The organism is Pedobacter sp. MR22-3, from assembly GCF_026240075.1.
GTDB lineage: Bacteria > Bacteroidota > Bacteroidia > Sphingobacteriales > Sphingobacteriaceae > Pedobacter.
In genome coordinates, this window is sequence record NZ_JAPIVF010000004.1 from 81,048 (window position 1) to 103,155 (window position 22,108).

The 22,108-nt window shown below is 40.7% G+C and carries 13 protein-coding genes; 5 read left to right on the top strand and 8 right to left on the bottom strand.

What is annotated here, in order from left to right:
• Position 1 precedes the first annotated feature (1 nt).
• From OQ267_RS10290 to OQ267_RS10325, 8 genes are all read right to left on the bottom strand, one after another.
• Positions 2–1,756, bottom strand: a complete 1,755-nt coding sequence (locus tag OQ267_RS10290; protein ID WP_265835813.1) for a type VI secretion system Vgr family protein — start codon at positions 1,754–1,756, stop codon at positions 2–4.
• Positions 1,757–2,034: 278 nt separating this feature from the next.
• The gene (gene tssD / locus OQ267_RS10295) at positions 2,035–2,430 is read right to left on the bottom strand and encodes a type VI secretion system tube protein TssD (RefSeq protein WP_088300686.1); all 396 of its coding nucleotides are present in this window, start codon (positions 2,428–2,430) and stop codon (positions 2,035–2,037) included.
• A gap of 120 nt (positions 2,431–2,550) precedes the next feature.
• Positions 2,551–2,946, bottom strand: coding sequence for a type VI secretion system tube protein TssD (gene tssD / locus OQ267_RS10300; RefSeq protein WP_029288480.1), 396 nt, complete (start codon positions 2,944–2,946; stop codon positions 2,551–2,553).
• Positions 2,947–3,456: 510 nt separating this feature from the next.
• The gene (locus OQ267_RS10305; RefSeq protein ID WP_265835814.1) at positions 3,457–5,298 is read right to left on the bottom strand and encodes a glycoside hydrolase family 35 protein; all 1,842 of its coding nucleotides are present in this window, start codon (positions 5,296–5,298) and stop codon (positions 3,457–3,459) included.
• A gap of 41 nt (positions 5,299–5,339) precedes the next feature.
• Positions 5,340–6,857 (bottom strand): glycoside hydrolase, encoded by a 1,518-nt coding sequence (locus OQ267_RS10310; RefSeq protein WP_265835815.1) that lies wholly within the window; start codon positions 6,855–6,857, stop codon positions 5,340–5,342.
• Positions 6,858–6,988: 131 nt separating this feature from the next.
• Positions 6,989–8,680, bottom strand: coding sequence for a RagB/SusD family nutrient uptake outer membrane protein (locus OQ267_RS10315; RefSeq protein ID WP_265835816.1), 1,692 nt, complete (start codon positions 8,678–8,680; stop codon positions 6,989–6,991).
• A 4-nt stretch (positions 8,681–8,684) separates the two neighbouring features.
• Positions 8,685–11,885: a SusC/RagA family TonB-linked outer membrane protein gene (locus tag OQ267_RS10320; RefSeq protein ID WP_265817262.1), complete on the bottom strand. Its 3,201-nt coding sequence runs from the start codon at positions 11,883–11,885 to the stop codon at positions 8,685–8,687.
• Positions 11,886–12,365: 480 nt separating this feature from the next.
• Positions 12,366–16,481: a two-component regulator propeller domain-containing protein gene (locus OQ267_RS10325; protein WP_265835817.1), complete on the bottom strand. Its 4,116-nt coding sequence runs from the start codon at positions 16,479–16,481 to the stop codon at positions 12,366–12,368.
• A 265-nt stretch (positions 16,482–16,746) separates the two neighbouring features.
• On the opposite strand from OQ267_RS10325, the gene OQ267_RS10330 reads away from it, so the two are divergent.
• The 5 genes from OQ267_RS10330 (at position 16,747) to OQ267_RS10350 (ending at position 22,004) form a co-directional block, all read left to right on the top strand.
• Positions 16,747–17,082: a hypothetical protein gene (locus tag OQ267_RS10330; RefSeq protein WP_265835818.1), complete on the top strand. Its 336-nt coding sequence runs from the start codon at positions 16,747–16,749 to the stop codon at positions 17,080–17,082.
• Between the two features lie 149 nt (positions 17,083–17,231).
• Positions 17,232–18,236: an ABC transporter transmembrane domain-containing protein gene (locus OQ267_RS10335; protein ID WP_088301330.1), complete on the top strand. Its 1,005-nt coding sequence runs from the start codon at positions 17,232–17,234 to the stop codon at positions 18,234–18,236.
• Position 18,237: 1 nt separating this feature from the next.
• Positions 18,238–19,593, top strand: coding sequence for an HlyD family secretion protein (locus OQ267_RS10340; RefSeq protein ID WP_265817257.1), 1,356 nt, complete (start codon positions 18,238–18,240; stop codon positions 19,591–19,593).
• A 14-nt stretch (positions 19,594–19,607) separates the two neighbouring features.
• Entirely contained in the window at positions 19,608–21,083 is a 1,476-nt protein-coding gene (locus OQ267_RS10345; RefSeq protein ID WP_265835819.1) for a TolC family protein, read from the top strand.
• 108 nt (positions 21,084–21,191) lie between these two features.
• On the top strand, positions 21,192–22,004 hold the full coding sequence (locus OQ267_RS10350; RefSeq protein ID WP_265835820.1) for an MOSC domain-containing protein: 813 nt from the start codon (positions 21,192–21,194) through the stop codon (positions 22,002–22,004).
• Positions 22,005–22,108 lie beyond the last annotated feature (104 nt).

Genomic DNA, 22,108 nt, shown 5'->3' on the forward strand with positions numbered 1-22,108 from the left:
TTTAGTTAATAAAAACATCACCACCATCAATTGTGGTAACACCACCTGTAACATGGTTGGTGCCAATGATCTTATTATTCGTCGAGGTAATAACAGTGTCTTTAGCATTAATATTTGTGGCATCGCCTTTTATATCAATTTTTGCGGAGTTACCTCCTTTTTTTGCAATCTCAATTTCTGATGCATGAATCGTAATTTTATCTCCTTCCAGTGTGATTGCTGCTGCACCATTGGTTAACACAACCGTTTGACTTGAAGTTACCGTGACCTTATTTTCTCCATCGACAACAATGTGATTGCCACCTGTTTTATCTTTAATCGTAATGCCTCCACCATCATTTAACTGAACAGTATGCCCACTTTTAGAAGTTAAACTTTTGCTATTATTACTGGCGCTTCCTCCTGATCCGCTTTTGCCATGGAAAACTGAACCCAATACGATAGGCCGGGCAATATTTCCTTCTTCAAAACCTATCGCAACCTGATCGCCAATTTCAGGAATAAATACAAAGCCCCTGTTTTTGCTTACTTTATCGCTGCTTCCGGCATCTGGGGTGATTACCCTCAGCCATTCGGTTACATCATTGGTTTTGCACTCCCATTTAAACTTCACTTTAATCCGGCCATTTCCCTGTGGATCGGCATTGTCGATCACATCAGCCAGTTGCATATCTGGGTTGGGTTTATCATAATTTTTCACCAGGATGCGTTCGGTATTGGATACCACACCTTCGAAGGTATTGTGGTATTTTCCTGTTCCATCTAGGTTATGCGTGATACTGGTAATTAAAAACTGGCCCAGGCTTTCTGTTAAAAAAGCAACTTCCTGCCTGATGCTCATGGTAATTTCGGCGATGGTACCAATGCCCAATGCGGCATTATCGCCACTGGCATTCACTTTTAAAAGGTCACTGATGTGTGCCTTTTCTTCATTATCTACATGGCTTTTAATGTCACTATTGTTATCTACCCTGATGAGCGAAGGCTGATTAAAGGTTTTGCTGTACATCAGGTTAGAAGCCTTAATGGCATGTGCCAGATCAGGATTTCCATCGGCCTGACCACTGCTTTCGCTTTGTAGCATTTCATCCTGTTTAGGGTTATATGCAAAGCGTTTATTCTTGATGGGGGCAACTTCCATCGCATATTGCAGGTTATGTACATCCCGGCCGTAAAATAATGCAACATCTTTCTGCACGTCGGGTTTACCAAAATTCAATTGCTGACCATCATAGTACAGCCATTCATAATATTCTCCGGAGAGGCGGTTTAAAAATTCCCAGTCGCTTTCTTTATACTGAATGAGATAATCTATAGTGGATTGCCTGCTGGCATTCGCTACTATTTTGAGGTCGTTGGCCGGTGTATCACTTGTAGCCAATTTTACAATATCATTTAAATCTTTATCCAGATAAGAGCCCAGATCCTGGCCACGATCAATCAATATGGTGGGACTGTAACCACTCACAATTAATACGCCATGATAGCCATGGCTTTGCGCCAGCTCTACCCGGGTAACCAAACCTGAAAAGTGTTGGAGTTGGTCTTGTGAATATCCGAAAGATGCCGTTAAGGTTTTACCCACAAAATCCCGACTATCATTTAAATTAATCAAACCTGGTGCACCCATCTGGTCGTGGTTAAACCGCAATTCAAAATAATGGTGACTGTTAAATTCTTGTTGAAGGCTGAAGGAGGCAAAATGGGTAATGGCCTTATCTTCTATATTGATTTCGGTGATGAGTTTCTTTTCCATATGCATGTCAAGCTTAGTGGCAACGGGCAGGGAAACCCTAAAATTTCATCGCTGCTGCAACTTCTACCCAGGTGAAATGTGAAGATTGATTTCAGGTGGCAGGTGTTAATTTTTTATATGCTAAACTCCAGTTATGATTTTGAAAAATAAAAGCTAAGCTATTTGAAAAATGGAGCATGAGTGGCAAATTAATATAGATTTGCACTGTTAGTGAAAGGGTTTGATACACCAAAAGCAACAGGTAAAACCCGTTACTTTTGGCGATATCAAGTGGAGAACTATGCCTTTGGCCAGTCATTTTCGTGTTCAGCGTTACCCAGTTTGAGTTTTCTGGCTGATACCACGAAAGTAAGTGTCATCGGCGTATTATCATTTACGGCGATACCCTCGCTGTATTGGATAATGTAGCCATCCTCAAAAGTTAATTCCTTCATTTTTGCATCTTCTTCTCCTTTTTTGAAGACGATGGTACCTGACTGCGGCTTATACTGGTTATTCACCATTGATTCGATGACTGAAGTATCTTCAGTTGATTCGATTTCAATGTTGATGGTTCCACCGTATACCCCTGATGACGGACGACCCTTAGCGTCTACATCCCTGTTTAATGAAAAGCTGCACTGTAAAACATCAAATTCCTTTGAACCTAATGTTAATCTGGTTTTAAATGCCATTTTGGTAAGTTTTAAATGTTTTGAAAAGATGAATTGTGTTAGTGGTTAGCGAAGAGCATGGTCTTGGGCATCCGGTATCTAATTAACCTTATCCCTTCAACCTTTTACCCTCTACCTCTTTTACGCTTTAGGCCAATCGTTTAAATGCTCTGCGTTTCCGAGTTTCAGCTTTCTGGCTGAGATCTGGAATTTCAGTGTCATCGGGTGATCGCCCACAATGTTGATTCCTTCGGAATACTTAACAATGTAGCCATCTTCAAAATCAACTTCTTTCATTTTGGCATCTTCCTCAGATTTCTTAATCAGAAGGGTTCCGGTAATGGGTTTGTACTGGTTGTTTACCATTGCTTCGATAATAGAGGTGTCTTCGGTTGACTCGATCTCAATATCAATGGTACCGCCGTAAACTCCGGAAGAGGGTCTTCCTTTAGCATCTACATCGCGGTTTAACGCATAGGCGCAATGAAGCACATCGTACTCCTTGCCCGAAAAATTCAATCTAGCTTTGAAAGCCATAAGTTTTAAATTTAAGGTTAAATAATAGGTTTATTTGTAGCATCCGCCACACTTAATATAAACCAAAAATTAAGCCAATTATTGTGTATATCACTCATTTTTAACAGATAAGCAGTAGCACCTGTCCCGTAAAATGGGGTCTGCGCCTTTTAAAACGCACATTTTTAGCCAGACAGAAATTGTATGTAAACGAAAATTATTTTTGTATTCCTATCATGATAGTAGCTGGACTGTAGAATTTATGGACAATGTGTGGCTTTATGCTACATCAAATTGTACAGTATACCTGGTTACCAATCCATTGGTGCTATCAACTAATCAGATTTTAGAAGCCCTACCAGAGGATTGTCTTCAATAGCAGAAGAAATGAAAATGATTTTAAGGTTGAGATCCGGAAGAATCCATGGGAATATAACTTGCCATAAGTGGAGTGCATTCAAGATTAATCATAAAAATGCCCCCATCAAGAGTTTAACTTTTGGGGGCATTGCAATATACAATCAATAATATTTATTTTACCTCGTTTACCTGATCCAGGATGGGCTTAGCTAAACTGGTCAGCACATTATTTTCAGGTTTATTCAACTCCAGTATAATGATTTCATTATCTCCTTTCTTTAACCATTCTGCCGGAAGATAAATGGTTTGCTGAGGGCCAATACCCCAGTATTTACCCAGGTTATGTCCGTTTACCCAAATCACTCCTTTACCCCACTTCCTTAAATCAAGATAGGTATCTTCAGGGCTTGTAACCTTGAATGATCCTGTTTTTAATACCGGCGTATTGCTTCTGGCCTTTGCGGTATTCATTTTTGAGGTTTCCACCTGATCAAAAGGTAATGAATACATGGTCCATGATTTAAGTGCTGTGCCAGCAAAAGAAACCTCACCAACAATACCTTTTTTGTTTTTCAACAAATTCGGGCCGAAGTTAATTCTGCCCATATTTTCTACAAATATTTCCAGCTGATGTTTTCCGGCTGGTACATCCAGCGTAAGGCTTTCCTGTCCTAATCTTCTGTCTAACGTACCTTTGCGCACGCCGTCAATGAAGATGATGCCGTAATCCCGGAGGCCATCAATTTTCAGTTCACCTTTTTTGCCTCCATTGATTTCAGTTTTATAAAGCATATAGCCATATGCCTGATTCATGTCTTCAAATGTTAATGGATTCTGGCTTTGCTTTCCTTTTCCAATATAATCAAAAATACTGATTTCTTTAGTGAACTGAATAGGCTCCATTGCGGCAGCAGGTTTTGCTTTTGGTACTTCCGGCAACTTTTGTCCCTTTGGCAAATGCTTTTCAATCACCGCCCTGAACTTCATAAATTTATCCGTGGCATTTCCAGCTTCATCCAGTGGTGCATCATAATCATAACTGCTGATTTGCGGTTCAAACGGAATGGTATCCCTGAAGTTTGCACCATTCATGAAACCGCGCGTACTTCCACCATGAAACATATACATGTTGATTGACATTCCATTGGATAATACGGTATCTAACTTCCCGGTATATTGTTCTGCAGGAACTTTATGGTGCGGTGTGCCCCACCAGTCGAACCATGCCGGGTACCATTCGGCTATGAAAAACGGGCCTCTCCCATCATTCAGACTGCGGATGGCTTGTTTTACTTTTACCGGATTATCCTGACCATTAATGGCCGGCATTAAACCTTTTAAATGTCCTTTTACAATATCCTTTTCCGGATCACAAGTGTATAAAAGTCCATCAAACCCTGCATCCACAAACATTTTCCGGTTCATTTCCAGGTACACCTTATCCGCTCCGTACGAACCGTATTCATTTTCTACCTGAACCATAATGATGTTTCCACCGTGGTTAATCTGAAGTGGTGCCAGCTGCTTACCTACTTCATCTATGTATTTCTTGTATTCTGCCAGGTATTGTTTTTCACGGCTTCTTACTTCAAGTCCTTTTTCATTTTGTAACCAATATGGATAACCACCAAATTCCCACTCGGCACATACATAAGGGCTTGGCCTGAGGATTACCCATAACCCTTCTTCCTTTGCAATTTTTACAAATTCTGCAATGTCATGATTGCCTGTAAAATCAAATTTGCCCTTTTCAGGCTCATGTAAATTCCAGAAAACATATGTTCCAATGGTATTTAAACCCATTGCCTTGGCCATCTTCATCCTGGCACGCCAGGCTTCACGTGGTACCCGGGGATAATGAATTTCTCCTGAGATGATTTGAAAGGGCTTATTATCCAGCATAAATGTGCTGTCTCCCAGTGTAAAAGAGTGCTCATTACTTGCCTTTCCACATCCGAAAAGCATCATGGCCAGCATGATGGCATTAAAAAAAAGTATCTTGTGTTTTATCATGGTATTTAAATTTAGGATCAGCTCACTGAATATTCTTGTTTCTATTTGTTGACAATAATGGTGGTAACGGATTTCGGAAGAAGATCTAAATGATCTGCATCCGCTATTGACCGCTTCAGGTGTTTCCCATCAGCAGTGGTATAAAGGGTGATGTTTTTCTGTTTCGGATGGATTCCTGAAAGCTCCAGGTGAATGGCTTCCTCGCTATTATTTACAGCTACGGTAATAAGTTTATTATCTTTAAGATAAGCGGAAATATAAAAATCCTGATCATTCGAAACATCCATATTTACCCTTAAGCTACCTGGTGCTATAAAACGGCTATAGTTCCCTAATGCCCAAAGCGTCTGGCTGTCATAAACCTTTCCGCCGGTTTTGCTTTTGTCTATATATACAAGGCCATCTTTATAATCACCTGTTGAAACGGCGAGCCACCATTGCCATGAAGTGGCGTTGGCATAAGTTAAATCATGATGGATCAGTTTGGCAATAAACAAAGCTGTAGTCATGCCCAGGTCGCGCCCCTCTCCTTTTAAAGAACTATCGCCTAGCACACAATATTCTGACATCCAGAATCTGAGCTGATCATATTTTGCTACTTCATCCTTCACTGAATTTCTGATGGCTATAGCCTTTTGTTCCGGGCTGGTGGTGAAATAGCTATGTCCGGAAATACTCTGGTCCAGGTGATTCAGATTTCCCAGGTAGCCAGGAGAATTGCGATTAAAAAAATATTCGATCTGTTTACTTTTTGCTGTATCAGGATGATTGGTAAGGTAATTCAGCTGACCGGCTTCGGCAATCTGAATTTTTGTTTTCAAATGTGCCTGATCCAATGTGTTGCTCAGTTTCTTAACCAATACAGATATTTCACGGTTGGTATATGGACAACCCTCCTGGTTACCTTCATTCCATTTCCATTGCGGTTCGTTAATCGGACTTAAGTAATCCAGCTCGATACCTGTTTTCTTTTTGAGGATTTGAATGGTTTTAGAAAGGTCATGCGTAAAAGCATCCGCTTTGCTGAAATCAAGGTTACTATTTCCATCACCAGAAAATGCCTTTTGATTGCGTGTAAAATTAACATGAGGACTATTTACAAAACCAATAAAGTGTTTTACGCCTCTTGCTTTTGCAGCATTCATAAACCAAACCTGGCCGGGCATGGCATCTTCATTATAGGTTTTATTTAAAGTTAAAAAGGAAGCCTGTCTTCTCCATTCATCTTTTATTCCGCTGGCCTGACCTTGTTCAGCACTTCCCCCACCTATGGCGAAACGCCAGAAATTCAGCCCTATTCCCCGCGGATTCCCTTCCTGATCTGTTTGTGTACTAAAAAGCAAATCAGCCATTTTATTTTTTTCGGTATCGGGCCATAAACCTGCAAACTGGCAGGTCCACGCATCAGAGGCACCGAAGCCTTCCATGATTTGGGCAGGCTGATTAAAATTAAATTTAGCTTTAACGATACGTTGATTTTGGGCGCTGCTCACTACCGGAGCGGTAATGCCCAGCAGCAGTAGGAAAGCAAATGCCTTTTGTTGGAGGAGCAAGTTCATGATGATGGGTAGATTTGAATAAGAGTATAGATGGCAGCAAAAGTGATTTTATACAATGCTGCCATCTACACTTCCAATTTATTATAATAGTATGGAAAAACACAGCGATACATTGATCGCTGTGTAAAATTTTAGTAACCAGGGTTTTGTTCGAGTTTTCCGTTTGAAGACAAAATTTCTGCTCTTGGAATAGGTAACCAGTATTGTTTATCCTGAAAAGTTTTGCCATCTAAAGCCACCTTAGTCGCATAGCTTAAACTGCTTCCATTTTTAGTGATGATGATACCATTGGCAGCTTTGTTCTCTACAATGTTTGCAATTTTCCAACGGCGCACATCATAATAGCGGTGTTCTTCAAAAGCCAGTTCTACCCTGCGCTCATAACGAACAGCATCCCTCATTTGCGATTGACTTAAACCATTGGCCAGTGCCGGCATGTTTACATCTGGTCTGGATCTGATCATATTTACCGCATCTCTGGCTGACATTGATGATCCGGCAGGAACCGCATCAGGGCCATAAGCTTCATTCGCCGCTTCTGCAAAATTTAACAGGATTTCCGAATAGCGCATGTAAATCCAGGGTTGCAAACCTGCTACATCCCATGGGTTATCAATCGGGAAGGCATCATTCATGAATTTTTTAAGGTAATAGCCTGTTTTAGAAGTATTCCAGTTGGAGTTTCCATCTTTACTGTCTTTTCCACCCGGCACAAAAGCTTCCATGTTTCTTCCGCGGTAACTTGCGCCATCATAAATAACCGTATAGCCAAATCTAGGATCTCTGTTTGCGTAAGGTTTAGCTGGATCGTAACCCGAACCTGTTTCTGTAATGGCCTTACCACTCGTTGTTTGATAATCATCAACCAGGTTTTGCATAGGAGTATTGCCACCCCAGGCATTGTACCCGTTTGGTCCGTTTGCAATTTCTAAACACACGTGTCTGGCGTTAGTGGTATAGAGCCTTTCAAAAATCATTTCGTTGGTCTCATTTTGCAGGAACATTTTATTATAGCCCCCGGTGTAAATGCCATATTTGTTCAGGCTAATTACCGCTTGTGCAGCTGTAACAGCCGAAGCCCAGGTGCCTGCATTGTATAATGGACTGGCAGCATAAAGGGTTAACCTTGATTTCAAGGCCAATGCTGCACCTTTCGTAGCACGACCCAGTAACCAGTTTCCGGAATTATCAACCGGGAGTAAAGCAGCAGCCTGATCCAATTGTGCCGTTGTATAGTCGATGCTTTCTTTTAAGGTGGCCCTTTTAAATAGTGCATCATCCTGTAAATTATCTTGTAACTGCGTTACTTTATCACCTATTAAAACTGCTCTACCATAATTACGGATGATATCATGGTAACGGTAAGCCCGGATAAATTTAAGTTCACCCTCTAACAATTTTTTGTGACCTGCACTCATCGTAATGGTTGATAAGATCTGTAGCGCATAATTACATTCGCGGATACTGCGGTAACTTCTGGCCCAGAAGGAGGCTGTACTGCCCAGGTTATCTGGTGAGATCTGCCCGCGTTGCATGGCCCAGGTTCCATCATCATTGGTATAGAGTGATTCATCAGTATTGGAACTCATTAAACTGTATTCGAAACCGCGGCCAAAACCTGGTCCGGAACCTTCACCTTCTTTTTCCTGAAGCCTTGGACTTACATAACGGTTAAGAACGAAAGCTTCAAATATAGTACTGTCCTTTTCAACTACTTCGGGGGCAACAACCGCAGTTGGGGTTATCTCTAAAAAATCTTTTTTGCATGATGCAAACAGTAATGCTGCACCAAGGGTAAAATATAATGGTTTATATAATTTCATGATGTTAAAATTTAACGTTTGCACCTATGTTAATAATTTTTTGCTGAGGATAAAATTGTCCGCTTTCGTTATCTCCTTCCGGATCATAATCTTTCACTTTCGAGATGGTGAACAAGTTGAAAGCACTGGCATATAACCTCACACCAGAGATTTTAATTTTAGATAAGAGGCTGGAATTGAAATTATAACCCAGTTCAATATTTTTTAATCTGAGAAATGACGCATTATTTAACCAGAAATTATTTTGAAAAGCACCACCACTAATGGCATTCGAAGCACGTTCGGTTACCCTTGGAAAAGTTCCGTTCGGATTACTTGGGCTAAAACGGTTATCGGCCCAGCTGCTGTAAAAGTTTCCAACGCTACCTGATTCTGGCAACACATACTGACTTACACGAGACTGACCTGCAAAAAGTACGGCTACGTCGAAATTTTTATAAGATGCTGTTAAGTTTAATCCATAAGTAATTTCCGGTACATTACCGTATTTAGTTCTGGTTCTGTCTTTAAAATCGATTACGCCATCACCGTTATAATCTTCATATTTTAAATCACCTACTTTGGCACCTGTAACATGTGGATAAGCATCTAATTCCTGTTGTGTCCGGAAAATGCCAAGTGAGTTAAACAACAGGTAACTACCAATCGGGCGACCTGTTTGACGTTGGTAATCTAATGTTCCTGAAGCTTCATCAATGAAGATGATTTTGCTTTTAGCATAGGTAATATTTCCGGTCGCTCCCCAGCTAAAGTTTTCGCTTGAATGGTTATAACCCAATGAAGCCTCTACACCTGAACTGTTGATTTTACCAATGTTTTCTGATGGCACTAACGGAAATACTGCACTATTATTTGGCTCTGGAAAAGGATTCACAATCCCTGAAGTACCCGGGATGGAAGCATTTCTGGTTAACAAAATATCACTGCGTTTCTGATTAAAATAAATGGCTTCTAAAGTGAAATTTTTAAGGAAGGTTGCATTAATACCAATGTCGAGTTTATTGGCCCGCTCCCAGCCCACTATCGGATTGGCCAGTTTCACCAAATTAACATTTGGCTGAATGACATTTACACCGCTACCCGGGTTTGAAGCGACAAAGCCGTTTCCGATTAATGTGTAATTATCAAAGTATTGGTATGGTGAAATTAAATCACTACCCAATGAGCCATATGAACCCCTGATTTTTAAATCATTAATAAAAGAAACGTTATCACTGAACCATTTTTCTTTGCTTACTCTCCAGGCTCCTAAAATGGACGGAAAATATCCGAAACGTTTACTTTGCGGAAAGAGCGAAGAACCATCAGCACGCATCTGGCCTTCTATGATATACTTTTCATCATAATTGTAGGTCACTTTTCCAATATAACTTTGTCTTGGATAGTCGGTACTGCTACCCGAATTTCTTAAATCCGTTGCAGCTGCACCACCTTGTGAAAGTTCAGGCAAACTGGTTGAAATGTAATTTAAGCGTTGTGCATCAAAGGTTTCAAAACGCTGTCTGCTCTGTTCATAAGCTACAAAAGCATTGATTGAATGTTTCCCAAATTTCTTATCGTAATTTAATTTAACGTTGGATGTAATGAGGCTGGTATTGGCCTGCGACTCATATAAAGTAGCCTTGCCGCCGCTTCCACCTACCACTACCGTATTATAAATTCCGGTAGATTGATCGTAGGAATACAGGTTGTAAGGTTTGTTGAAATTTTTCTTAAAGCTAAATGTTTTGTCAACCGAGAAAAAACCATCTACCGAAAGTCCTTCCACACCCGGAATCTGGTAGCTACCTCTTAAAATGGCATTGATTACCTGTGTTGGGTTTTTGGCTATTCCACCTAAATCAGTCACCTGAACGGCAGGGTTACTATTTTCAATTCCTGTTGTAGGCAAACCATTTGGATAGTAAGCGGCTACAATTGGTTTTGCACGATACACTGATCTGAAAATATCACCCGCACCTGAAATCGGGAATACACGATCTTCTTCCCTTCCTGAAACGCCTAATCCGATTTTTAACCTTTTGGATATATTGGCATCGATATTTGTTCTGAAGTTGTATTGCTGATATTTGGTTGCACCGTCTTTATAAATCGCATCCTGGTAAATTTTCCCCAGGGAAACGAAATATTTTACATCTTCGGTACCACCGCTAACCGAAAGGCTGTGCTGATTTTGAAGTGCTACACTTTTCAATGTTTGTTTGGTCCAGTCGGTATTTGGATATAACAATGGATCGGAACCATCTCTGAATTTCTGAATCTGATCAGCCGTGTAAGACTGATTAAGACCACCACCCGGATTGGAATCATAATTGATTTCATTCATGATCTGTGCATACGTTGCTGCATCAGCCATTTTCGGCAGGCGTGTAGGCATACTGAAACCCTGATTGAAACTATAGTTTACTGTGGGCTTACCAATTTTACCTTTCTTGGTGGTAATTAAGATTACACCATTCGCTGCACGGTTACCATAAACCGCTGCCGATGCATCTTTCAGTACCGAAATACTTTCCACATCATTAGGGTCAATCCTTTCCAAACCGCCTAACTGCCCTGGAATTCCATCTACCACAACCAATACATCGGAGTTGGTGGTGGTTCCTAAACCACGGATTAAAATCTTCGATCCATCATAACCTGGTTCACCACCGCGGTTATTGATCACCACGCCTGAAACCCGACCTGCCAATGAGTTGGAAAGATTGGGCTGTGGACTTTTTACCAGATCACTACCTTTAACTACAGCAACTGAGCCGGCAAGTGTTGATTTTTTTTGTGTACCATAACCTACCACGACCAACTCATTAAGTGATTGTGCATTGGCCGTAAGTTGTGTATTTACGGTGGTTTTGCCTTTTGTAAGCACTTCCTGTTTGTTATACCCTACATAAGTGAATACCAGTACTGCATTATCATTTGGAACTTTTATGGAATATTTACCATCGGCATTACTGATAGTAACAATTGAGGTGCCCTTAACGGATACACTTACTCCGGGTAGTACCCCACCTTTTTCATCGTAAACAGTACCACTTACTGTAATTTCATCTCTAACTGATACTGGATTTGTAGTGCCTGAAAGTGAGGTTGCCATTGCCATTTGTGCAGACAGCAAGGACACACTACTGAGGGATACAATGAATAGCGTTTGTTTTGCACTACGACAAAACAGAACAGCTTTGCGCCGTAAAACTTTTCTCATGTTGGTTTAATTTGGTTATTTATAATTACCACTTTCTTTCGAACGCTTTCGTTCACTTCGCATAATTGTTTTGCGAGTTGGGAATTCATTTGAAAACGTTGCTAAATTCTATCAAATCAAGCGAACACAAAGGGGGTAAACAGCTAATATTAGAGGGGGAAAAAACAACCGATAGAGAGGAAACAGCCCTTTTAACGCAAAATTAGTTTAGGGAATATAAATTGAACGCTTTTATATCTGCCATTTTTTTGAAATGCGGTGCGTATTAAGATGTAGAAACCAGAATCTTTTACTAACCAAAATCCGATAATTATAAATTGATTTTTACACCACCAGTCTGTGCTACCTTTCTAAAAGAGAGGAATTACTACCGCCATTCCCCTCCTTTAAACTATCAGATGATACATCTTATGGAATGGTGTTAGATTGACAAAGCGTTTTGGTAATTGGCGCTTCCAAAATGCGCAACATTCCTGAATACTAGGTTTTTATTTTTTTTAAACCCGGGCTGATGGACTTATTATTGGAAAAATTCTTCCGGTATTTTTTAATGTAATCTGATGGATTCATTTCGAATACTTTTTTAAACTGTTCCCTGAAATATTTGATATCACTCATCCCAACGGTATACATCGTTTCAAGTATGGTTTTATCTGTACTGATGAAAATTTCAGCAGCCTTCCTCAACCGGATGAAACGAATAAAACTACTGGATGAATGCCCCGAAACAGATTTAATCTTATTGAACAGGTTAGCCCTCGACATGCCAATTTCATCTGCCAGCATCTTGATGTTAAAGTTCGGATCTTCTATATGACGTTCTACGATACTGATGCAGTTTTTTAGAAAATCCTTGTATTCGGCAGAGATCTTGGAACTGCTTGGGTTTAGTGTAATCTCACTATAAAAGTATTTTTGCAAGCTGTTTTTGCTTTTTAGAATCCCGGCAACCCTGGCCATGAGCAATTCCTGATCAAAAGGTTTACTGATATAATCATCAGCACCAATCTCTACACCCTTCAGTTTAATTTCTGCCGATGTACTGGCGGTGAGTAAGATAATGGGGATATGGCAAATAGATTCATCTTCCTTTACAATACTACAGAGTTCTATTCCACCCATACCCTGCATCATCACATCACTGATTACGATATCCGGAAGAAACCCACGGATAATAGCTAAACCGCTTTCGCCATCATGAGCCTGATAAATTTGATATTGTTCTGAAAAAACCTGGCTGAGGTAATGCGCGATTTCTTCATTATCGTCTACAATCAGAATAGATTTCTTCTCCTGTATAATCATATCACTTAAAACCACATCTTTCTTTCTGACCGGCTCCGGGATCAGATCATCCTGACTAAGTTCTTTCAGGATCAGAGAGCTTTCCTGCCGGTCCGGAACAATGGACACAGGATTAATATGTTCATTCCCTTTTAATAATTTCAGGTGAAATGAAGTGCCCTCCCCTTCATTATTCTGACAGGAAATGGTTCCGCCATGCATGTCTATAAAATTCTTAACCAGGTACAAGCCAATTCCAAACCCGCTTCCTAAAGAGTGGTTTTTATCAGGCTCCTGGTAAAACCTGTTAAAAATTTTCTCTGTTGAATCTTCTGCGATGCCACAACCAGAATCCATAATTAAAATATCAACATGCTGATCTGCTTCATACAGTGATACTGTGATACGTCCGCCATCAGGCGTAAATTTGAAGGCATTTGATAATAAGTTGAAAATGGCAATTTCCAGTTTTTCCCGGTCAGCAAAAATTTCTGTTATTTCAGAAGCTGCTATAAATTCATACTGAATATTTTTTGTACGTGCCTGATGAGAAAAACATAGAAAAACTTCTTTCAGCAGGCCTGTGAGGTTTAAATGAGATACTTTTAAAGTATCACCCTGCGCATCAGCCTTTCTAAACAGCAATAACTGATCAACCAGGCTTAATAAACGCTTGGCATTTCTGTACACAATATTCATGCTGCTGGTATCAATATTTTGGTTATCCTGATAAAGCAATTCTTTCACCGGGTTAATAATTAAGGTTAGCGGCGTTCTAAATTCGTGTGATATATTGGTAAAAAAAGACAATTTACGCTCATTCAGCTCCTTTTCCTTTTCACTTTCAATATGTGCAATTTTGATTTCATACCTCAGTTTTTCTTGTTTTTTGCGGTAAGCAATAAAGCCATACACACTCAATCCGATTAATCCGGCATACAGCAAAAAAGCCCACCAGGTAAGGTACCAGGGCGGATTAATCTTAATCGTAATGGAATAACCTTTATTATTCCAAACCCCATCATTGTTAGATGCTTTCACCTCAAAACGGTATGTGCCCGGGTTTAGGTTGGTATAGGTGGCTTTTCGCTGGTGACCTACATAATTCCATTTTTGATCAAAACCCACCAATCGATATGCGTATTCATTTTTCCAGGAATAGGCATAGTTAAGGGCAACAAATTCTAAAGAAAAAACACTCTGATCATAGTTCAGGGTAATTTCTTTTGCCACATTCAGGTTCTCGTTTAAAGGACTTTCTGCACCCGGAAGCACCGATTTATTAAATATCTGGAAATCGGTCAGGTAAACGGGTGGAGCCACATGGTTGAATCGGATTTGCTTCGGGTTAAAGGAAAAATAGCCTTTGTTACCGGCAACAAAAATAGAAGAACCCTGGTTTTTAATGGTGGAATTTACCAAAACGCCATCCGCCTCATCAAAGTTCCTTACTTTTTTGCTCAAAGGATCTAAACTCGAAATTCCATTTTCGGTAAGCACCCAAATTTTACCATCCGTATCTTCTGTAATGTCATTAAAAACATTGCTCGCAAATCCATTGGCTTTGGTGTACACTTCAATGCCATTGCGCTTTGGCGAAAACTTATTCAAACCATCTTGCGTACACACCCACATGTTTTTTCTGGAATCGGCATGGATGGCTTTGATGATGTTGCTGCTTAACCCCTTACCATTGCCGTTTAAGGTTTCCAGTGCGCGAAAATGCTTGGTACGCCGGTTAAAAATATTAACGCCACCACCATAGGTTCCAATCCAGATTTCGCCATCAGGTGCCTTACAAAGCACATAGGTATGGTTATTATTGATGGAATAAGGATTTTTAGGCTGATTGTAATAATGCTCAAATGTGTTTTTACGACGATCATAAATCTTGATTCCGGCATCGGTAGCCAAAATATAAACCCCGTCTTCTACTTCCAGAATATCTCTGAATACATCTTCATTAAACAAATTGCCAATCGCTGAATGATGAAAATGATGCGTAAAAGTATTGCGCTTCGGATCATAACTGTCGAAACCATTTTCAGTCAGTATCCATAAAATCCCTTTGCCATCAAAGTATAGCTTCAGGATTTCGTTGCTGGTGAGACTATTGGGATGGTCACTTTTTACAAAGGTTTTAATCCCCCCAGTTTGCTGATCAACTGCGAAAAGCCCGTTATTGGTGCCCAGCCACATCACACCATCACGGATAGCAATACTCTTAACATCACGATTCCCCAGAGGAAGTAAATTAATTTTAAATTTATATTGCTGATGATCTATTTTTCTAAGGCCGTTGCGCCCATTGAGCCAGATGATGCCATCACGATCCTGATAAGAATCGCCATAAGAATAATTTGGTACATCATTAATTTTCTCCCAGCTTTTCGACAGGGTATGATACCAGTAAAATCCATTATTTCCACCCACCAGCAAGAGGTCCTGACCAAGAGGCATCACGCTGAAAACGGAATAATTATCCCGATCCGGGATTTGTACTTTATTAAACTGACCTGTTTCCGGATTGAAATTAAAAAGACCGTCCCAATAGGTACCCACCCAGATATGACCGTCGGTTGCATAAGCTAAGGCCCAAACATCGTTCGGATTTTTAGCTCCGGACTTCTGATTTTGAGCATAATTGGTGAATGCTTTCTTTTTTTTATCAAATCGATTCAAGCCTGCACTCCAGTTGCCCAACCATAAATCATCTTTAACGTCTTCTATGATGGCGTTTACAGATTTTCCCTTCATACTTTTTTCAGATGCCGGATTGGGCTTATAAACGATAAAATCCTTTTTCGAAGCCACATACTGATTGAAACCATCATCTGTACCGAACCACATCTGGCCCTTTTTATCACATAATATTGACCATACTTTATTATGGCTTAAGGAACGGATATTATGATCATGGTGCAGAAAACGCGTAAAAGTTTCATTAAGTGGATCTAACAAGTTCAGGCCATCCATCGTGGCTACCCAGATTTTGCCCTGATGGTCTTCTACAATGGCATTGATAAAATTATTTGAAATAGACGTACTATCGCCGGCGTGGTTGGCAAACACTTTAAAAGTGTAACCATCAAAGCGGCACAATCCGTTTTCGGTACCTACCCAGATAAATCCACGTCGATCACGAAGGGTTGCAGTGGTATTTTTTGAAGGCAGGCCATCATTTGTACCATAGGTTTTCATCTCGCTCTTATTTTGCTTCGTGATGGCCGAAGCATTCATATACTGAGCGAAAGCACTATTATAGTTGGAAAAAAGAAAGCAGCATAAGATGACTGTTCTTATCAATTTCATTGTGATAATCTAAAATCTAAAATTTTGATGTAAAATAAGAGCCATCAAATAATTTACGAATATAAAGTTAAATGCATGATATTTAATTACCGCATGCAGATCATAACTTAAATAAGCACATCATCATGACCTAATGATTTAAAATGACCAAAACATTTGTTCCGATCTCATCTGGATTTCAATTAATTTGACGTTATTATGAGCAAAAATAATAACATGCTGACTTCATAAAATTAGAAAGCATATATATTTGCATCTCTAAAAAATGGAAGGATTAAGAAATAACTTACTCAAACGAATTTTTGCCTTAACGCTATTAAGTGTTTTGCTGCTTAAAGTTTGTGCGTTCTCCATTTCCTGTTTCTCAGTCTCTGCAGATGCCTACTCAATAGAAAAAAATGCAGAAGAGAATAAAGACAAAGAGGGTGAAGCTTTAGAGAAAAACAAGAAGAAACTTCTGATTTACGAATCGTCCATGCTGGATACAGGTCATTTGTTTCTGAGCCTTCATACTCCGCAGCCTGAACAAGCTTATTATTTACAAATGGGTACCCATCCGCCCAAAACCGTGCCTACGCCTCCGCCTGATCATTTTTCTTAGGTAACGTCATACTTTGATCTGAAAATCAGCCAGACTGATTTAACGCGTAAGTTTATGCGTTTTAGATTGTCAGATCAGGATGATGTGCTTTTATCGCCGGTATGATTTACCTGCAATCTCCCATAGTTTATCCTTTAAGTAAAATATCCATGAAAAATCATCATGTTGCCGGTATGCCTACGCCCTGGCAAAGACTTATACGCCTGTTGTACTACGAACGCAGTACCATCAATTATATTTACATATATGCCATGTTGATTGGCCTCATTGGCCTGTCTCTGCCACTGGGCACCAGTGCCGTTTTCAATTTGTTATCAAATGGGGCCATGTACAGTTCCACCTATATTCTCATTGCTGTTATTTTAGCGGGTATAGTGGTGGGAGGGCTCCTGCTCATTGGTCAGCTAACATTGGTGGAGGTGATTGAGCAGAAAATTTTTGCCAGAACGGCGATAGAATTTGCCTTTCGCTTACCCCGCATTAAAAAGAAAGCACTGGAAGGTGAAAATCCTTCAGAACTGATTAACCGTTTTTTCGACATTTTAACCATTCAAAAAGGGCTTACCAAATTACTGGTTGATGTAGTTGCTGCTGCCGTACAGATTTTTTTTAGCGTCATTCTGCTATCTTTCTATCATCCGGTTTTTATGGCATTTGGCATGTTCGTCCTCATTGTAATCATCCTCGTACTCATTTTGTATTATCGCCGGGGTGTTCAAACCAGCATTGAGGAATCAGAATATAAATATGAAGTAGCCGGTTACCTGGAAGAGATTGCTGCTGATTTAGATACCTACAGAAACAGTGCTGATAAAAGGAAAGAAATCATCAACAGAACAGATGAGATTACAGCCAATTATATCCAGGCCAGAAATGATCACTTTAGTGTTTTAAAGAAGTTTTTCATCAGTGCAGTAGCCATGCGCACCATTTTAATGGGTTCATTGCTGCTCTTGGGATCTTATTTCGTAGTTGAAAGGCAAATGACTTTCGGCCAGTTTGTTGCGGCAGAAGTAATTATCGTTCAGATCAGCTATGCCATAGAAAAGTTAATGACCAATTTAAACACCGTGTTTGATATGGTAACCGGCAGTGAAAAGCTTGCCGTGGTTACTGATCTTGAACTGGAGGAAGGAGATTTAAGTCATGGGTAAAATGAGCAACAACCTTGCACAACTTAAAAACTGGCAGGAATTATCCGTTCATACCAACCGTAAAATTCTGGATGCGAAAGGGCCAAAACTACTGGGCAGGGTACTCCTCTTTATATTTATTTTCTTCGCCATTTTACTTTTCCTGCCTTTTCGGCAAACCATTCCGGGCCGGGGTACGGTTACTGCGCTCCGTCCGGAAGACCGGCCGCAAACTGTTCAAAACCAGATTGGTGGAAGGATAGAACACTGGGCTGTACGTGAAGGACAGGAAGTACAAAAAGGTGATACCATCCTGGTGATTTCAGAAACCAGCCAATCATATTTTGATCCTGAACTCCCTACCCGCTTAAATGAGCAGCTGGATGCGAAACGTGGAAGTGAAACCGCTGCATTGCAAAAGATAGACGCCACCAAGAGCCAGATGCGGGCCATGAATGATGGTTTACAATTTCAAATGAAGGCTGCAGAAAATAAAGTACGTCAGGCCAGAAATTACGTCAGCATTGATAGCGCAGAATTATTGGCCGTTCAGAAATTTTATGAAACCACCAGAACCAGGCTGGAACGCTACGAAACCGGTTACAAAAACGGACTTTTTTCGCTTACTGATATCGAAACCCGAAGACTGAAGCTTCAGGAGGATAATGCAAAAGTAATCGGTCAGCAAAATAAACTGAGCAATTCCACTCAAAACCTGCTTAATGCCAGCATCGAACTGGATAATATCCGGGCGAAATATCAGGAATCAATGGCAAAAGCACAGTCTGATATGAGCTCTGCCGTTTCCAGCAGGGCCAGTGCACAGGGCGATATTGCAAAATTAAGAAACGACATTTCCAACATCAGCATTCGCCGTGGCTTATACGTGGTAAGGGCGCCACAGAGTGGCTTTGTGGTAAAAACCCTTAAAGCAGGGATTGGGGAAAACATTAAAGAAGGTGAATCTGTAGCCACATTACAACCAAAATCACCTTTAGTGGCGGCAGAACTTTATGTGAGTGCCATGGATGTACCTCTGATTTTAGACACCAGCGATGTCCGTTTACAATTTGAAGGCTGGCCATCGGTTCAGTTTTCTGGCTGGCCATCAGTTGCCGTAGGTACCTTTGCCGGAAAAGTTTCTTCCATTGACCGGGTGAGCAGCACCGGCGGAAAATATCGCTTATTGATTAGTCAAACCAATCCCGTTCCGTCAAAAGATGAACCATGGCCGGTACAACTTCGCCAGGGTTCTGGCGTTTACGGACGTATTATTTTAAGATCAGTACCGCTGTGGTACGAGATCTGGCGGCAGCTTAACGGTTTCCCGCCAAGTCTGGAAAAAGAGCCTTCAGCAAGTAGTAAAGAAAAAACATAACGGTGAAGACTAATATGAAAAATGATTTTAAAGCATGCCTGATTATTTTAATGCTCTTGCGCTCACTGTTTACAGCACAACCTGCACTGGCACAAAGTGCCGCTATGGTTAGGGCTGAAGCAGACAGTACCAAAGTTTTTTCAGTTGACGACCTCCAGATGCTGGTGTTCAGGTATCATCCCATTGTTAAGCAAGCTGCTTTGCTTAGCGAATCGGCACGGGCGAATGTATTACAGTCGCTTGGCTATTTTGATCCTGCACTTAAAGCTGGTTTCGCCAGGAAACTTTTTGGTAACACTGAATATTATAATAAATGGAACAGTGAACTAAAAATACCGCTCTGGCTGGCAGGTGCCGATTTAAAAATCGGCTATGATCGCAATGTGGGCACCTATGTGAATCCGGAAGGCCGTACCAATTCGCAGGGTTTATCTGCCATAGGGCTGAGTATTCCTTTAGGACAAGGATTGGTGATTGATGCCCGCAGAAATACCCTCCGTCAATCAAAAATTATGGTGCAATATGCAGAAGCCGAACAGCTGAAACAGATTAACGCCGTATGGTATGGTGCGGTAAAAGATTACTGGAACTGGTATTATACCTATAAGCAATTTAATTTAATTACCGAAGGCGTAGAACTGGCCCAGCGAAGATTTACGGCCATGAGCAGGCAAACCATCATTGGTGATAAACCGGCAATTGATTCGGTAGAGGCCTATATTACCGTACAGGAAAGGATTATTCAAAAGGAAAAAATGAAAATTGAGCTGCAAAATGCACAGCTGGTGTTATCCAATCACCTCTGGAGTGAAGATGGTAATCCATTGGAACTGCCTGCAGATGCTGTACCCCAACAGGTTAATCCGGCTGCAGCGAAACCTAACCCGCTGGTTTTGGATACACTGCTTGGTCAGGCCGCCAGCCAGCACCCCGAATTGTTAAAACTAAGAAGCAAAGGCGAGCAACTGGCAGTTGAACGGAGCTACCGGCAGGAACTTTTAAAGCCCAAACTAAATGTTACCGGGAATCTGCTTTCGAACAGGACTGATTTTAACAGTTTTATTCCTGGCGATTATGATTTTAACTGGAGCAATTACAAAGTGGGGATAGAATTTTCCTTTCCGCTTTTCCTCCGGTCTGAACGGGGTAAGCTCAGGGAAGTAAAAATTAAACAGCAGGAACTTAACTATGATATTCAGCAATATGGAAGAACCATCAGAAATGACATCAATGCAGCATATAATGATTTATCAGCCTATGCTGCGCAACTGGCTGTTCAGATTAAAAGTGTGCAGAATCAGCAAATACTCGTAACGGGTGAAAACCAAAAATTTAACCTTGGAGAGAGTACACTTTTTTTAATCAACAGCCGAGAAACGAAGTTAATCGACATGAAAATTAAACAGGAAAGTATGATTTCGGGTTATCAGAAAACGCTTGCAGAACTTTATTATAAGTCCGGAACCAGGCAGGATGCCCGCTTAAACTAGCCTGTGGTAAAAGGATAAAAAACTTCTGCATCAAGCATTAGAAGCGATGAGCGGATTTTTTTTATCCCAGTTTAAAAAGCAGGCAGGTTATTTCATTATATTTATCGGATGAATCCATTTCAGCTGACCGACATCTATATTTACCCCATAAAATCACTTGGCGGAATCAGGGTGGAACAAGCTTTAATGGAAGATGAGGGGCTTCAGTACGACAGGCGCTGGATGTTAGTTGATCATGAAGGAACCTTTGTTACCCAACGCAAACATACACTGCTATCGCTGTTGCAGGTGCATATCGAAGATGATCGGCTATATGTCAGCCATAAACTGAAGGAGAACCTTAAGATCTCTTTTCAACTGGATGAAACTACCGGTAAGCGTATCGAAGTAAGGGTTTGGGATGACGCTGCAGTTGGTTTAGAGGTGAGCAAATCTGTTAATGACTGGTTTACGGCGTACCTGCAATTTGAGGTCAAATTGGTGCGGATGTCTGAAGATGATAAGATCCTGGTAGATCCAAGGTATGCTGCAAACGGAGAGGTTAAAAGTTTTTCAGATGGTTACCCTAGCCTCCTTATTGGCCAGTCTTCATTGGATGCACTGAATGAAAAATTAACGAAACCGGTCAAGATGAATCGCTTCAGACCAAACCTGGTTTTTTCAGATGGCAAAGCGCATATAGAAGATGATTTTAAAACTTTTTCTTTGGGTAATGTGCTTTTCACAGCAGTAAAACCCTGTGCCAGGTGTGTGTTGATTACCGTCAACCAGGAAACCGGAATTCAGGGAAAAGAACCATTAAAAACATTGGCTGGTTATCGAACATTCAATCAAAAAGTCATGTTTGGCCAGAACCTCCTCCATAAAGGTACCGGCATCATTCATGTCGGCGATGAACTTAAGATAGAAAGCTGGAAATAACATGCATTAGATGATGATTGATTTTCTTCATTACCGGTATTCGGCCAACATGCTTAAGCAGCGAAATCAGATTGGCCTTTCCCCCTTCAAAGGTTACCACAAAG